This window comes from Pseudomonas sp. F9001 (assembly GCF_013385435.1).
GTDB lineage: Bacteria > Pseudomonadota > Gammaproteobacteria > Pseudomonadales > Pseudomonadaceae > Aquipseudomonas.
In genome coordinates this window covers 208666-221983 of the sequence record NZ_JACAPX010000006.1, presented here as the reverse complement: position 1 = coordinate 221983, position 13318 = coordinate 208666, and the positions used below count along the sequence as shown (strand labels likewise).

The following is a 13318-nucleotide window of genomic DNA, read 5'->3' as shown; positions in this document are numbered from 1 at the left end:
TGATTTTCATCAGGTTCAAACTGCCCGGTGTTATTGAGCGATGCGGGCGCGCAATCGCGGCATCACAAAATCCAGAAACGCCCGCAGCTTCAGCGGCAACGGCGACTGCCCTTTGTGCACCAGGCTAATGGGCAGCGGCGCCGACTCGAACGCCTCAAGCATCACCGCCAACGCCTCCTCCCGCAGCGCATCCGCCACTTGATACGAGAGTACCCGAATCACCCCAACCCCCAACGTCGCCGCCGCAATCGCTGCTTCTGCGGTGTTCACCGACAACCGCGAATGCACCGGTACCGAGAGCCCGGTTTTACCCGCGCCAAATCCCCACGCCCCTTGGGACGCCAGCACTTCGAAGGTGATGCAGTCATGCCCCGCCAAGTCCTGGGGCTCAGCGGGTATGCCGCGAGCGGCCAGGTATGCCGGGCTGGCGCACACCACCCGCCGCACCGCGCCCACCTGCATGGCCTTGAGCGAGCTGTCGGGCAACTCGCCAATGCGCACCGCGACGTCGCAGTGTTCTTCCATCAGGTGCACGACGCGGTCGGTGAGGATCAGGTTGATGTCGATCTCCGGGTACTGCGCGAGGAATTCCGCCACCACCGGCACGATGTGCAGCCGCCCGAAGACCACGGGCGCGGTGACCACCAGTTCGCCCCGGGGCTGGGAATATTCGCCAGTGGCCGCGCGCTCGGCCTCGCTGATGTCTTCAAGAATGCGCCGGCACGCGTCGAGGTAGGAGGCGCCGGCATCGGTCAACGACAGCTGGCGCGTGGTGCGGTGCAGCAGGCGGGTTTTCAGGTGCGTCTCAAGTTCAGCCACCTTGCGGCTGACGCTGGCCAGCGGCATGTCGAGGCGCCGCGCCGCAGCGGTCAGGCTGCCTGCATCAACCACGGCAACGAAGATGGACATGGATTCAAGACGGTTCATGGCAACCTATCAAATTCTGGAAGGATGATTCCAAATCCTAGGGGATTATCCTGCCAAGCGCGAGTGCGTAACGTTGGCCACTCATCTCCTTCCCGGAGATCTGCATTGAAGGAGAGCGCCGTGAGTGGCCTGCCGATGACATCCCAACCTTCCACAGCGCCTGCGGTCGCGCCGCGCGGCAAGATCATCATGATGGCGGTGATCGCCGGCGCGGTGATTACCAATATTTACTGCACCCAGCCGATCCTGCCGCTGATCGCTTCGGACATGGGCGTAGACGTGACCACCGTGGATCTGGTGGCCGGTTCCGCCCTGCTGGGTTTTGCTACCGGGCTGGCGTTGTTGCTGCCGATGGGCGACCGTTTTGACCGCCGCAAGCTGGTGCTGGGGCAGATCGCCCTGGCGTTCTGTTTCGCCCTGGCGGCGGCGTTTTCACCGGGCATCTGGGCGCTGATCGGGGCGTCTTTCGGCTTGGGGATTGTGAGCTGTGTACCGCAGCAACTGGTGCCATTCGCGGCGGTGATGTCGCAGCCCCACGAACGCGGGCGCAATGTGGGCACGGTGGTCAGCGGGATCATGGTCGGCATCCTGCTCGGGCGCACGATCGCCGGCGTAGTCGGTGAGGCTTATGGCTGGCGGGCGGTGTACGCGATGGAGGCGGCCTTCATGATCCCGGTGTGGATCGGTGCCGCCAGGCTGCTGCCACAAGGCGTGCCGAGCACCAACCTGTCCTACCCTCGCCTGCTGGCTTCGCTGTGGCCGCTGATGCGCGACAACAGCCCGATTCGCCAATCAATGATGGTGCAGGCGTTGTTGTGGGCTTGCTTCAATGCGTTTTGGGTGAATCTGGCAGCACTGTTGGCTCATGGGCCATGGCAATTGGGCAGTGCCTGGGCCGGTGGCTTCGGGATTATCGGTGCGGCGGGTGCGTTGGCGGCGTCGCTCGGTGGGCGGGCTTCCGACAGGCTGGGTTCGCGCAAGGTGATTGGGGCGAGTATCGGGATTGTGACCTTGGCGTTCCTGCTGCTGGCGGGTGCCGAGACTTCGATTATCTTGCTGGTGCTGGGGGTGATCGTGCTGGATATCGGCGTGCAGTCGGGCTTGGTTTCCAACCAAACCCGGGCGTTTGCGGTGGACCCGAAAGCCCAGGGCCGCATCAATAGTTTGTACATGACGGCGACGTTTTTTGGCGGTGCGGTGGGGGCGACAGTCAGCGGCTGGTTGATGTCGCGGTTGGGCTGGATGGGGATTGTGGAGTTTGGGGTGATGCTGGGGGTGATTGCCGGGGTGGTCCACTGGACAAGCGCGCCCAGGCAGACTGAGGAGCTGGCGTAATTTCAAATCAAACGAGATTCAAAATGTGGGAGCGGGCTTGCTCGCGAATACGGTATATCAGTGCCCGATTTGTTGGCTGACACGCCGTATTCGCGAGCAAGCCCGCTCCCACATTTGAGCTTTGTTGTTGGGTGGACTGTATTCCAAACCAGCCATGAAAAAGGCGACCCGAAGGTCGCCTTTTTTCATTGCGCGTACTGCTTGCTCAACCCCGGCGGTACGCCATGGACATCGGTCTCTTCCCAAGGCCCGTTCGGGCTGATGGACCGGCTCCAGCCGTTGCTCCAGCGGTAGTAGGTGCGCTGGCGGTAGAACGTATCCGGCTGTTCGTCCAGCACGTACACCTGCATCTTCCCGTCCCAGTGACTGGCCGCACCCGGTGGCGGTGCGAAGGTCGGCGAGGAGCTCGGCACCGGCTTCGACGGTTTGATCACCGGGCTCGAGGGCTGGGTGCTCGGCTGGGTCGACGGCCCTGTCGGTGGAATAGTCGGCCCGGTAGGCGACGGAGGCCGATGGACCGCACAAGCACTCAACCCCAGTACCAGGCTGAGCAGGGTGATACGTGCGATAGCGGTCATGGGCATTTCCTCGAATTATTGGTCCGGACTGTCGATGGTCAGCTGCTGCAGCGCAGTGGTGCTGCTGGCCAGGGGTTGGCTGCGGCCGATCCACTCGCCAGCTGTGGGAACACCTGCGCGGGATATGCGCGCAACCAGTTGGACTTCAGGAAAGTTGGACAGTTTCAACTGCGGCATCATCGCGTCGCTGTCGCTCAGCTCGACGGTGATCGGCAGGTCGGCCACGGTCACGCGCTTGGCCGCCAATGGCGCCGGCGGGCCTTTGACGGCACGGGCGAAGATGAACACGCTGTCGGTCGGCAAGGCCTTGGCCTTCACATCGGCGGCCAGGTCCACCCGCACTTGTATCTGTTTTTCTGCCTTCACGGGCGCCACGCTGCCGCCGCTCTCCTTGAGCTTCTCGGCGGCCCGGTCGATCCCGCCTTGCAGCGCGGCACGGGAATTGTCGTCCGGTGGCAGTTGCGCCAGCAGGCGGTTCCAGTAGTCGATCGCTTCCTGGTAACGCTGGCCTTCAAAGGCGGCGATGCCCAGCAGGCCGAGGCTGGTGACTTCTTTCGGATCGAGTTTCAGTGCTTCGTCGGTCAGGGCCTGGACCTTGGGCGACCACTGTTTGTTGTCGGCAAAGTACTGGGCCTGGGCCCACTGGCCGAGCAACTCGGGCTGGCGACCGGCCAGGGCCACGGTGCGCTCGAAGATTTTCGCCGCATCGGCGGAACGGTCCTGGGCCATGTAGGCGCGACCGAGGAAGTACAGGCCTTCCGGCGAATCCGGCTGGGCCGCTGCGGCGCGCTCCAGGCGGCGGGTCATGTCTTCCATGGACACCGGCGGCTGGGAGAATTCACGGGTCAGTTCGACCTTGTCGCTGGCACCGTAATGCAGGTACAGCGCCACGCCCAGCACCGGCACCAGAAAGGCCGCGAGCAACGGCAACGGTTTGCCGAGGCGCGACTCCCGAGGCTTTTCCACGCCCTCGGTATCCGCCAGCAACTCGCGAGCTGCTTCAGCGCGGCCGCTGTCCAGCTGGGCCGCATCCAGCACGCCTTCGGTCTGCTGGGTTTGCAGTTCCGCCACGCGTTCCTGGTACAGCGCCACGTTCAATGCAGTGCGATCCTCTTCACGCTGGGCACGGCGGCCGCGTAACACCGGGATCAGCAGGAAACTCAAGGCAATCAGAAGCAGCAGACCTGCTGCGAGCCAGAAATCAATCATCAGTTTTTTTGTCCAGCAGTTGGTCGAGGCGTTGACGCTCATCGACGGAAAGCGAGTCCGAGCCATCGGCCGGGGCGACACGACGGCGGCGCACAATCACCGCCATAACGACTAAGCCTGTGAGCAACAACCCGGCGGGGCCGAACCACAGCAGCGCTGTCTTGCCGGTGAGCGCCGGCTTGTAGCGCACGAAGTCACCGTAGCGGTCGACCATGAAGTCGATGATCTGCTGATTGTCCTTGCCCTCGCCGAGCATGCGGAAAATCTCTTTGCGCAGGTCGGCGGCGATCGGTGCGTTGGAGTCGGCGATGTCCTGGTTCTGGCACTTGGGGCAGCGCAGCTCCTTGGTCAGTTCGCGAAAACGCTCGCGGTCTCCGTCCTTGGAAAATTCGTAAGTGTCGATGGCGGCGTGGGCCACGCCGACCATGCTCAAGCCCAATACCGCGGCGGCTAACCAACGCTTCATGGCTTGGCCTCGTCCACCAGCGCCTGGTACTTGGCGGCCAGTTGCTCGCGCCACACCACTTCGTCGATCACGCCCACGTACTTGTCGCGGATCACGCCCTTGGCGTCGATGAAGAAGGTTTCCGGAGCGCCGTACACACCAAGGTTCAGCCCGAGGTTGCCGTCTTCGTCGCGGATATCCAGCTGGTACGGGTTGTGGAATTCAGCCAGCCACTTCAGGGCGGCAGCATTGTCGTCCTTGTAGTTGATGCCGTAGATCACCACGCCCTTCTCCGCCAGCTTGTTCAGCACCGGATGCTCCACGCGGCAGGAAATGCACCAGGTGCCCCACACGTTGACCAGTGCCGGTTTGCCCAGCAAGTCAGCCTGGGTCAGGGTCTTGTCGCCCTGCACCGTCGGCAGCGAGAACGCCGGGAATGGCTTGCCGATCATGGCCGACGGCAGCTCGGCCGGGTCCAGGTACAGCCCGCGATACAGGAACACCGCCACCACCAGAAACGCCGCCAGCGGTAACACCATCAACCAACGCTTCATACCGCCGCTCCTTGCAGACCGAGGGCTTCACGCACCCGGCTCTTGACCTTGACCCGGTAGCGCCGGTCCATCGCTGCCAGCAAACCACCGAAGCCAGTGAGCAGGCCGCCGAACCAGATCCAGCGCACAAACGGTTTGACGTGGACCCGCACGGCCCAGGCGCCATCGCCCAACGGTTCACCCAGGGCGACGTAGAGGTCGCGGGTGAAACCGGCGTCGATCCCGGCTTCGGTCATCATCGAGCTTTGCACGGTGTACAGGCGTTTTTCCGGGTGCAGCACGGCGATTTCCTTACCGTTGCGCACAACGCGTACGGTGCCTTTGTCGGAGGTGAAGTTCGGCCCTTCGAAGTGCTTGGCGCCTTCGAAAATGAAGTGATAGCCGGCCAGGTCCATGGACTCGCCGGGGGCCAGGCGCAGGTCGCGCTCGGCGCTGTTCTGGCTAGACAACACCACACCCAGGGCGCACACGGCGATGCCGATGTGGGCGACCTGCATGCCCCAGTAACTGCGGGTCATGGTCGGCAAGCCTTTGATCAAACCTTTGTGGCGGGTCTTGTCGATCAGGTCGCGTACACCGGCCAGCAATACCCAGGCCGCGAGCATGAAGGTGGCAAGCACGGCCCAGTTGAAGTCGCCGTAGGCAATCCCAGCGATCACCGCCAATGCGGCGCTGCCCAGCAGTACCGGGGTGAGCATGCCCACCAGCCATTTCACCGGGGTGTCTTTCCAGCGCACCAGTACGCCGACCGCCATCACCACCATCAGCAGCGCCATCAAGGGGATGAACAGCGCGTTGAAGTACGGCGGGCCGACGGACAGCTTGGCGCCGCTCAGGGCATCCAGCACCAGTGGGTACAGGGTACCGAGCAGAATCATCGAGGCCGCCACCACCAGCACCAGGTTATTACCCAGCAGCAGGGTTTCCCGGGACCAGAGGTTGAAGCCCACGTGGCTCTTGACCACTGGCGCACGCAGGGCGAACAGCGTCAGGGAGCCGCCGACCACGAACAGCAGGAAGATCAGGATGAACACGCCGCGCTCCGGGTCGGAGGCAAACGCGTGCACCGAGGTCAGCACGCCGGAACGCACCAGGAACGTACCCAGCAGGCTCAGGGAAAACGCGGCGATGGCCAGCAACACGGTCCAGCTTTTGAACACGCCGCGTTTTTCCGTGACTGCCAGCGAGTGAATCAGCGCGGTGCCCACCAGCCAGGGCATGAAGGAGGCGTTTTCCACCGGGTCCCAGAACCACCAGCCGCCCCAGCCGAGTTCGTAGTAGGCCCACCACGAGCCCAGGGTGATGCCGATGCCGAGGAATGCCCAGGCGACGATGGTCCACGGCCGCGACCAGCGCGCCCAGGCCGCATCGAGACGCCCGCCGAGCAAGGCGGCGATGGCGAAGGCGAAGGCGACCGAGAAACCGACGTAGCCCATGTAGAGCATCGGCGGGTGCACGATAAGGCCGATGTCTTGCAGCAGCGGGTTGAGGTCGTGCCCGTCGACCGGGATCTGCGGCAGGATGCGGGTGAACGGGTTGGAGGTCATGATCAGGAACAGCAGGAAGCCGATGCTGATCATGCCCATCACCGCCAGCACCCGGGCCAGCATCACTTGCGGCAGTTGGCGGGAGAAGATCGACACGGCAAAGGTCCAGCCGCCGAGGATCAATGCCCACAGCAGCAACGAACCTTCATGGGCGCCCCACACGGCGCTGAACTTGTAGTACCAGGGCAAGGCGCTGTTGGAGTTATTGGCCACATACGCGACAGAAAAGTCGTCGGTCATGAAGGCGTAGGTCAGGCAACCGAAGGCGAATACCAGAAAGGCGAACTGGCCCCAGGCAGCCGGCTGGGCCAGGCTCATCCACAGGCGGTCACCGCGCCAGGCGCCCAGCAACGGGACCACGGCCTGGACGATGGCAAAGCACAGGGCGAGGATCATCGCCAGCTGGCCCAGCTCCGGAATAAACAGTGCGGACGTCATGACTTAGCCCTCCTTGGCAGGGGTCGGGGCGGATTGGCCGCTGTCTTTGAGGGCCTTGGTGACTTCCGGCGGCATGTATTTTTCATCGTGCTTGGCCAGCACTTCATCGGCCACCACCACGCCGTCGGCGTTGAGCTTGCCGAGGGCGACGATGCCCTGCCCTTCGCGGAACAGGTCCGGGAGGATGCCGCGGTAGGTGATGGTCACGGACTTGTTGAAGTCGGTGACGATGAACTTGACGTCCAGGGAGTCGCCGGAGCGTTGCAACGAGCCTTTCTCGACCATGCCACCGGCACGGATTCGGGTATCCAGCGGCGCTTCGCCGTTGGCGATCTGGGTCGGGGTGTAGAACAGGTTGATGTTCTCCCGCAGGGCGCTCAGGGCCAGGGTCACGGCAATGCCGACACCGGCCATGATGGCCAGGATGATCAACAGACGCTTTCTACGCAGCGGATTCACTTTTCGGTCTCCCGGCGCAAACGACGCGCCTCTTGTTGCAGGTAACGCTTGCGGGCCAGGATCGGCGCGGCGACGTTGAGGGCCAGCACCGCCAGGCAAATGCCATAGGCCGTCCAGACGTACAGGGCGTGATGGCCCATGGCGAGAAAATCACTGAAAGAGTTGAAGCTCATCCACGGGCTCCCAGGCTGTTTTGCACTTCGGCCTTGACCCAACTGGTGCGGGCTTCACGCTTGAGCACTTCGAGGCGCATGCGCAGCAGCAGCACGGCGCCGAAGAAGCAGTAGAACCCCAGCACCATCAGCAGCAGCGGCGCCCACATTTCCACGGGCATTGCCGGCTTTTCGGTGAGGGTGAAGGTGGCGCCCTGGTGCAGGGTGTTCCACCACTCCACCGAGTATTTGATGATCGGGATGTTGATCACGCCGACGATCGCCAGCACCGCGCAGGCCTTGGCGGCGCTGTCACGGTTGCTGATGGCGTTGCCCAGGGCGATCAGGCCGAAATACAGGAACAGCAGGATCAGCATCGAGGTGAGTCGCGCATCCCATACCCACCACGAACCCCAGGTCGGCTTGCCCCAGATCGCACCGGTGACCAGCGCCACGGCGGTCATCCAGGCACCGATGGGCGCGGCGCATTGCAGGGCCACATCCGCCAGTTTCATCTTCCACACCAGGCCGACGATGCCGCACACCGCCAGCATCACGTAGCAGGACTGGGCCAGCATCGCGGCGGGCACGTGGATGTAGATGATGCGAAAACTGTTGCCTTGCTGATAGTCCGGCGGCGCAAAGGCCAGGCCCCAGACCAGGCCGATGCCGATCAGCAATACCGCGGCGATGCTCAACCACGGCAGCAGTTTGCCACTGATGCCGTAAAACCATTTGGGCGAGCCGAGCTTGTGAAACCAGGTCCAGTTCATGCTGTTTCCATCACGGTTGCTTCTCGTCGTTGCGAGAAGCTTAGGGTCTTTACTGGTTAAGGTTCTATCGCTTAACCAGACCTCATTATTCGCCGACGCTGATCTTCAGGCCAGCCGCTATAGCAAAGGGTGTCAGGGTTACCGCCAGGGCGGCCAGGCTGCCAAGCCACAGGAGGTAACCGGTCGCCGGCATGCCCTGGAGCGCGGCTTGCAACGCGCCGCTGCCCAGGATCAACACCGGGATATACAAAGGCAAGATCAGCAGGGCCAACAACAGGCCACCGCGTTTCAAACCGACGGTCAGTGCCGCACCTACGGCGCCCAGTAGACTGAGAACCGGCGTGCCAAGCAACAAGGAAAGGAGCAACACCGGCAGGCATTCGGTGGGCAACCCCAGCATCATCGCCAGCAGCGGCGCGAGCAATACCAGCGCCAGGCCGGAAAACGCCCAGTGTGCCAGTACCTTGGCCAATACCAGAAGTGGCAGGGGGTGCGACGAAAGGACCCACTGTTCGAGGGAACCGTCTTCAAAATCACTGCGAAACAGCCCGTCCAGCGAGAGCAGGACTGACAAAAGCGCCGCCACCCAGACCAGTCCCGGAGACAAGGTTTGCAACAGTTTAGTCTCGGGGCCCACCGCCAACGGGAACAGCGCGATCACAATCGCGAAGAACACCAGCGGGTTGGCCAATTCGGCCGGACGGCGACAGAGTAACCGCGCTTCGCGGGCGACCAACAGGGCAAATACGCTCATACCGCCCACCGGCCCAGGTCGAGGTCGCGGTAACCGGCGGGCATGCGCGTCAAGGTGTGGTGAGTGGTCAGGACAACCATGCCGCCCTGCTCGCAGTGCGCGGCAAGGTGTTCTTCCAATTGGGCAACGCCTTGTTTGTCGAGGGCGGTGAAGGGTTCGTCGAGAATCCATAGCGGCGGGCCGTCGAGATACAAACGGGCCAGGGCCACGCGGCGCTGCTGGCCGGCGGACAGGGTGTGGCAGGGAACGTCCTCGAAACCCTTGAGGCCAACCGCGGCCAGCGCCTGCCAGATCGCCTCGCGGCTGGCGGGATGATGCAGGGCGCTGAGCCAACTGAGGTTTTCTTCAGCGGTAAGCACATCCTTGATTCCGGCGGCGTGGCCGATCCAGATCAGGTTGCGCGCCAGCTCGGTGCGCTGCTCGTGCAACGGTTTGCCGTTGAGCCGCACTTCGCCCGCCGTCGGCTGCATCAGACCGGCCAGCAGGCGCAACAGGCTGGTCTTGCCGCTGCCGTTGGGGCCGCTGACCTGCACCATGTCGCCGCCCGCCAGACGCAGTTCGAGGTGTTCGAACAGCATCCGCAGGTCACGTTCACAGGCGAGCGCTACGGCTTCTAGAAGAGGGCTGGTCAAGAGATCGCGGGCCTTTACGGTTCAAGTCGGCGGTGGAACGGCCGTTAAAGAGATGCACATTAACTGCTTTGGCGACCGTTTTTAGAGAGCTGGATCAATCAGTTGTGTTGTTTTTAACGCTCTCTTTGAAGACGGGCGGCATTATACATGTGATGCCCTACTCTAAAGAGGGCAATTTCCCCTGAGACGGCGCGCACGATGACCGGTGAGATCAATCTTCCCACGCTCCCCCCGACGCTTCCGGCCGGGCCTGCGCCCGCGCCTGCAGCGGGCGAGCTGCTGAAACTGCTGGAGCCGCAGACCGGCCTGATCGACCCCGGAAAAACCGTAAATGCCGAGGTGCTGGCACTGAAACAAGGCGGTGATGCGTTTCAGTTGCTGCTCAAGCTGACCCTGGAAGGCGGCCGGCAAACCCTGGTGCAGGCCAGCAGCAGCCAGCCGCTGCCGCTGGGTACCCAGGTGGAAGTCAGCCAGACGCCGTCGGGCAATTTGTCCATCAGCCTGCAGCAGGCCCTGAGTTCCAGCGTCGCTGCGCTGACGCGTATCGACACCAGCCAGTTACCGGTGGGCACCCTGCTGCAAGGCAAGGTGCTGACCACCCAGGCGCTGCCACAGGGCGCCAACCAGCCGGTGGTGTATCGCTCACTGGTGTCGGTGCTCAATAACGTCCTCAGCGGCGCGACCCTGACCGTCGAAAGCCCGCAGCCCTTGCGCGTCGGCAGCCTGCTCAGCGCCGTGGTGCAAAGTGCGCAGACCTTGAGCTTTGTACCGCTGAGCGGGCGCCAGGACCAATTGGCCGTGGCCCAGCAACTCTCCACCCAGCAAAGCCGCCAGGGCTCGCTGGACGTGGTGTTCACCGCGCTGCAAAGCCTGCCGGCGACCAGCAGCGACAGCACCGGGGCCGACCTGCGCGCCGCCGCCGAGCGTTTGCTCGCCGGCCTGCCCGACCTGGCCCAGGCCAGCAACCCCAAGGTGCTGGCGCAACTGATCCAGAACAGCGGGACCTTCCTCGAAGCCAAGTTGCTGGCCGGGCAAAACCCGCAGATACCGCCGCTGGACATGAAAGGCGCGCTGCTGCGCTTCGTCGCCGACCTGCTGCCATCCCTGCCCGCCAGCACCAATCTGAATGCGATCCTCGCTGCCAACACCCTGGCGCAGTTGCTGCCCAGCTTCGTACGCAGCCCGCTGGGCACCCTCGGCCAGGTCGGCGCCAGGCAGGCGCCCGCAGGCTTTCCGCTGCCCGATCGGCTGATGCAACGCCTGGAAGGTGAAAGTGACCTGGAAAACCTGCTGCGCCTGGCCGCCGGGGCCGTCTCCCGCCTGCAAAGCCATCAGCTGTCGAGCCTGGAGCAGACCGGTACCACCGCCGAAGGCAAGCTCTTGACCACCTGGCAGCTGGAAATCCCCATGCGCACCTTGCAGGACATCGTGCCGTTGCAGGTCAAGTTCCAGCGGGAAGAACCGGCGCCCGACAAGGAACAGCCGGAACGCAAGGACAGCAAGGATCCCAAGCAAATGCTCTGGCGCGTGGAAATGGCGCTCGACATGGAGCCGCTCGGCCCGTTGCAGGTCCAGGCGCAACTGAGCCAGGGCAAACTGTCGAGCCAGTTGTGGGCGACCCGGCCCTTCACCGCCAGCCTGATCGAAAGCCACCTGGGCAGCCTGCGCGAGCGCCTGGTGTCGTCGGGACTCAACGTCGGCGACCTCGACTGCCACCTCGGTACCCCGCCACGGGGCCCGAAAACCGGGCTTGAACAACGCTGGGTGGATGAAACCGCATGAAAAACCCCAACCCGCCCCGCCAGGCCATCGCCCTCAAATACGACGGGCAACAAGCGCCGACCCTGACCGCCAAGGGCGACGATGCCCTGGCCGAAGCCATCCTCAAGCTGGCCCGGGAGAACGAAGTCCCGATTTACGAAAATGCCGAGCTGGTCAAATTACTGGCACGCATGGAGTTGGGCGACAGCATCCCGGAAGAGCTGTACCGCACCGTCGCCGAGATCATCGCGTTTGCCTGGACGCTGAAGGGCAAGTTCCCGGTGGGCTACGACCCGGACGCGGGGCCGGTGGAGCGGGATGTGACGGAAAGAGGCGACGATTATTAAGGTGGGAGCCGGCTGATCGTTCCCACGCTCTGCGTGGGAACGCCGCCTCGGACGCTCCGCGTCCAACCGGCGCTGCAACTTCAAGTCTTGCGCAGGGGTGACGCGGAGCGTCACGGGATGCATTCCCACGCAGAGCGTGGGAATGATCAGTTGCGGTGGGTGGTGTATAGCAATTATATCTTTCGAGGTATAGATTATCCCGAACCCGATAGTTCAGGATAAACCCATGAGCCCTACCCGCCCGATTCTCAGTCGAAAGCTACTCGCCGAAGCGCTCGCCCGTGATCTGGCAGGCGAGTCATTTGCCGACTACAGCTCCGGCATGTTCCTCGCGGCTCCGCGCCGTACCGGCAAGAGTACGTTCCTGCGCAACGACCTTATCCCCGAGTGCAAGGCCCGGGGCTGGCTGCCGGTGTACGTGGACCTGTGGATGAACCGCGAAATCGACCCCGCCGAACTGATCTCCGGCGCTATCGGCAAAGCCCTGGGCGAGTTCGAAAGCGCAGTGAGCAAGGCGGCCAAGAAAGCCGGTATCGAGAAGATCAGCCTGTTGCGCACCTTGAGTTGGGACTTCACCAAACCGCAATTGCCCGCCGGCACCACGCTCAGCCACGCGCTGGACGTGCTGCACCAGGTCTCGGGGCAAATGATCGTGCTGATCGTCGACGAAGCCCAGCACGCCCTCAACAGCGAAGGTGGGGTGAACGCCATGTTCGCCCTCAAGGCGGCACGGGATCATCTCAACGGCAGCAGCACGGCCGATGGCCTGCGCCTGGTCTTCACCGGCTCCAGCCGGGACAAACTGGCCAACCTGGTACTCAAGAGCAAACAACCGTTCTTCGGCGCCCATATCACGCCGTTCCCGCTGCTGAGCCGGGATTTCGTCGAGTTCGTGACGGACCTCTGGAACCAGCGCCTGGCCGCGACCAACCAGTTCAACCTGGAGGACATGGACTATGCCTTCCAGCTCGTTGGCCGGCGCCCGGAAATGCTCAACACACTACTGACCGAAGTGAGCGTGGGTCTTGGCGAGGCCAGCAACCTTGGCGAGTTGCTGAGGACCGGGGCACTCAATCACCAGGCCGGCATCTGGAGCGATTACGAGAGCGCCTACAACGACCTCTCGCCGCTGCAACAGGCGGTACTTGAAGTGATGGGCGAACGAACCCTGGGCAAGCAGGCGTTCTCGCCTTTTGCGGAGAAAACCTTCCAGGATGTGAACCGCAAGCTGGAACAGGCCCAGGTCGAGCCGAACGCCAGCACACCAAACGTGCAGAAAGCACTGGAAGTGCTGCGGGAGAAGGAGTTGGTCTGGAAAGCCAACCGTGGTGAATATGCTTTGGAGGACTCGACCATGGCCGAATGGCTGAGCAACCGGCACCGGCTATAAGCTGCAAGCAATACCGC

General features: G+C 63.3%; 15 protein-coding genes. 4 read left to right on the top strand and 11 right to left on the bottom strand.

Annotation, left to right across the window (positions count from 1 at the left end; genetic code table 11):
* Positions 1–30 precede the first annotated feature (30 nt).
* Entirely contained in the window at positions 31–927 is an 897-nt protein-coding gene (locus tag HX818_RS05305) for a LysR family transcriptional regulator (RefSeq protein ID WP_177019599.1), read from the bottom strand.
* A 135-nt stretch (positions 928–1062) separates the two neighbouring features.
* Here HX818_RS05305 and HX818_RS05300 point away from each other — a divergent pair, with 135 nt between their 5' ends.
* A complete protein-coding gene (locus tag HX818_RS05300; RefSeq protein ID WP_102370293.1) occupies positions 1063–2262 on the top strand; it encodes an MFS transporter in 1200 nt (399 codons plus the stop codon).
* Between the two features lie 185 nt (positions 2263–2447).
* Here HX818_RS05300 and HX818_RS05295 read toward each other — a convergent pair whose 3' ends face one another.
* From HX818_RS05295 to ccmA, 10 genes are all read right to left on the bottom strand, one after another.
* Positions 2448–2840, bottom strand: coding sequence for a hypothetical protein (locus HX818_RS05295; RefSeq protein ID WP_008434777.1), 393 nt, complete (start codon positions 2838–2840; stop codon positions 2448–2450).
* A 15-nt stretch (positions 2841–2855) separates the two neighbouring features.
* A complete protein-coding gene (ccmI, locus tag HX818_RS05290) occupies positions 2856–4049 on the bottom strand; it encodes a c-type cytochrome biogenesis protein CcmI (RefSeq protein ID WP_177019598.1) in 1194 nt (397 codons plus the stop codon).
* Positions 4042–4515, bottom strand: coding sequence for a cytochrome c-type biogenesis protein (locus HX818_RS05285; RefSeq protein ID WP_177019597.1), 474 nt, complete (start codon positions 4513–4515; stop codon positions 4042–4044). The genes ccmI and HX818_RS05285 overlap by 8 nt, the downstream gene beginning before the upstream one ends.
* Positions 4512–5048: a DsbE family thiol:disulfide interchange protein gene (locus HX818_RS05280; protein ID WP_008434782.1), complete on the bottom strand. Its 537-nt coding sequence runs from the start codon at positions 5046–5048 to the stop codon at positions 4512–4514. Before HX818_RS05280 ends, HX818_RS05285 begins: the two co-directional genes overlap by 4 nt.
* Positions 5045–7033 carry a heme lyase CcmF/NrfE family subunit gene (locus tag HX818_RS05275; protein ID WP_003210631.1) on the bottom strand — a complete coding sequence of 663 codons (1989 nt, stop codon included), beginning with the start codon at positions 7031–7033 and terminating at the stop codon, positions 5045–5047. Before HX818_RS05275 ends, HX818_RS05280 begins: the two co-directional genes overlap by 4 nt.
* Before the next feature lie 3 nt (positions 7034–7036).
* A complete protein-coding gene (gene ccmE, locus HX818_RS05270) occupies positions 7037–7492 on the bottom strand; it encodes a cytochrome c maturation protein CcmE (RefSeq protein ID WP_008434786.1) in 456 nt (151 codons plus the stop codon).
* Positions 7489–7665, bottom strand: a complete 177-nt coding sequence (gene ccmD / locus HX818_RS05265) for a heme exporter protein CcmD (protein WP_008434788.1) — start codon at positions 7663–7665, stop codon at positions 7489–7491. The genes ccmE and ccmD overlap by 4 nt, the downstream gene beginning before the upstream one ends.
* On the bottom strand, positions 7662–8417 hold the full coding sequence (locus tag HX818_RS05260) for a heme ABC transporter permease (RefSeq protein ID WP_003210634.1): 756 nt from the start codon (positions 8415–8417) through the stop codon (positions 7662–7664). Before HX818_RS05260 ends, ccmD begins: the two co-directional genes overlap by 4 nt.
* 85 nt (positions 8418–8502) lie before the next feature.
* On the bottom strand, positions 8503–9171 hold the full coding sequence (gene ccmB, locus HX818_RS05255; RefSeq protein WP_003210635.1) for a heme exporter protein CcmB: 669 nt from the start codon (positions 9169–9171) through the stop codon (positions 8503–8505).
* Positions 9168–9749 (bottom strand): cytochrome c biogenesis heme-transporting ATPase CcmA, encoded by a 582-nt coding sequence (gene ccmA, locus HX818_RS05250; protein ID WP_003210636.1) that lies wholly within the window; start codon positions 9747–9749, stop codon positions 9168–9170. Before ccmA ends, ccmB begins: the two co-directional genes overlap by 4 nt.
* 252 nt (positions 9750–10001) lie before the next feature.
* On the opposite strand from ccmA, the gene HX818_RS05245 reads away from it, so the two are divergent.
* From HX818_RS05245 to HX818_RS05235, 3 genes are all read left to right on the top strand, one after another.
* Positions 10002–11585 carry a flagellar hook-length control protein FliK gene (locus tag HX818_RS05245; protein WP_177019596.1) on the top strand — a complete coding sequence of 528 codons (1584 nt, stop codon included), beginning with the start codon at positions 10002–10004 and terminating at the stop codon, positions 11583–11585.
* Positions 11582–11911 carry an EscU/YscU/HrcU family type III secretion system export apparatus switch protein gene (locus HX818_RS05240; protein ID WP_003210638.1) on the top strand — a complete coding sequence of 110 codons (330 nt, stop codon included), beginning with the start codon at positions 11582–11584 and terminating at the stop codon, positions 11909–11911. Before HX818_RS05245 ends, HX818_RS05240 begins: the two co-directional genes overlap by 4 nt.
* Before the next feature lie 226 nt (positions 11912–12137).
* Positions 12138–13301: a hypothetical protein gene (locus HX818_RS05235; RefSeq protein ID WP_177019595.1), complete on the top strand. Its 1164-nt coding sequence runs from the start codon at positions 12138–12140 to the stop codon at positions 13299–13301.
* Positions 13302–13318: the final 17 nt, after the last annotated feature.

Excerpts from the sequence above, each read along its gene's own strand:
- HX818_RS05305 (WP_177019599.1), bottom strand. The coding sequence starts at position 927 with ATGAACCGTCTTGAATCCATGTCCATCTTCGTTGCCGTGGTTGATGCA.
- HX818_RS05300 (WP_102370293.1), top strand. The coding sequence starts at position 1,063 with ATGACATCCCAACCTTCCACAGCGCCTGCGGTCGCGCCGCGCGGCAAG.
- HX818_RS05295 (WP_008434777.1), bottom strand. The coding sequence starts at position 2,840 with ATGACCGCTATCGCACGTATCACCCTGCTCAGCCTGGTACTGGGGTTG.
- ccmI (WP_177019598.1), bottom strand. The coding sequence starts at position 4,049 with ATGATTGATTTCTGGCTCGCAGCAGGTCTGCTGCTTCTGATTGCCTTG.
- HX818_RS05285 (WP_177019597.1), bottom strand. The coding sequence starts at position 4,515 with ATGAAGCGTTGGTTAGCCGCCGCGGTATTGGGCTTGAGCATGGTCGGC.
- HX818_RS05280 (WP_008434782.1), bottom strand. The coding sequence starts at position 5,048 with ATGAAGCGTTGGTTGATGGTGTTACCGCTGGCGGCGTTTCTGGTGGTG.
- HX818_RS05275 (WP_003210631.1), bottom strand. The coding sequence starts at position 7,033 with ATGACGTCCGCACTGTTTATTCCGGAGCTGGGCCAGCTGGCGATGATC.
- ccmD (WP_008434788.1), bottom strand. The coding sequence starts at position 7,665 with ATGAGCTTCAACTCTTTCAGTGATTTTCTCGCCATGGGCCATCACGCC.
- HX818_RS05260 (WP_003210634.1), bottom strand. The coding sequence starts at position 8,417 with ATGAACTGGACCTGGTTTCACAAGCTCGGCTCGCCCAAATGGTTTTAC.
- ccmB (WP_003210635.1), bottom strand. The coding sequence starts at position 9,171 with ATGAGCGTATTTGCCCTGTTGGTCGCCCGCGAAGCGCGGTTACTCTGT.
- ccmA (WP_003210636.1), bottom strand. The coding sequence starts at position 9,749 with ATGCTGTTCGAACACCTCGAACTGCGTCTGGCGGGCGGCGACATGGTG.
- HX818_RS05245 (WP_177019596.1), top strand. The coding sequence starts at position 10,002 with ATGACCGGTGAGATCAATCTTCCCACGCTCCCCCCGACGCTTCCGGCC.
- HX818_RS05240 (WP_003210638.1), top strand. The coding sequence starts at position 11,582 with ATGAAAAACCCCAACCCGCCCCGCCAGGCCATCGCCCTCAAATACGAC.
- HX818_RS05235 (WP_177019595.1), top strand. The coding sequence starts at position 12,138 with ATGAGCCCTACCCGCCCGATTCTCAGTCGAAAGCTACTCGCCGAAGCG.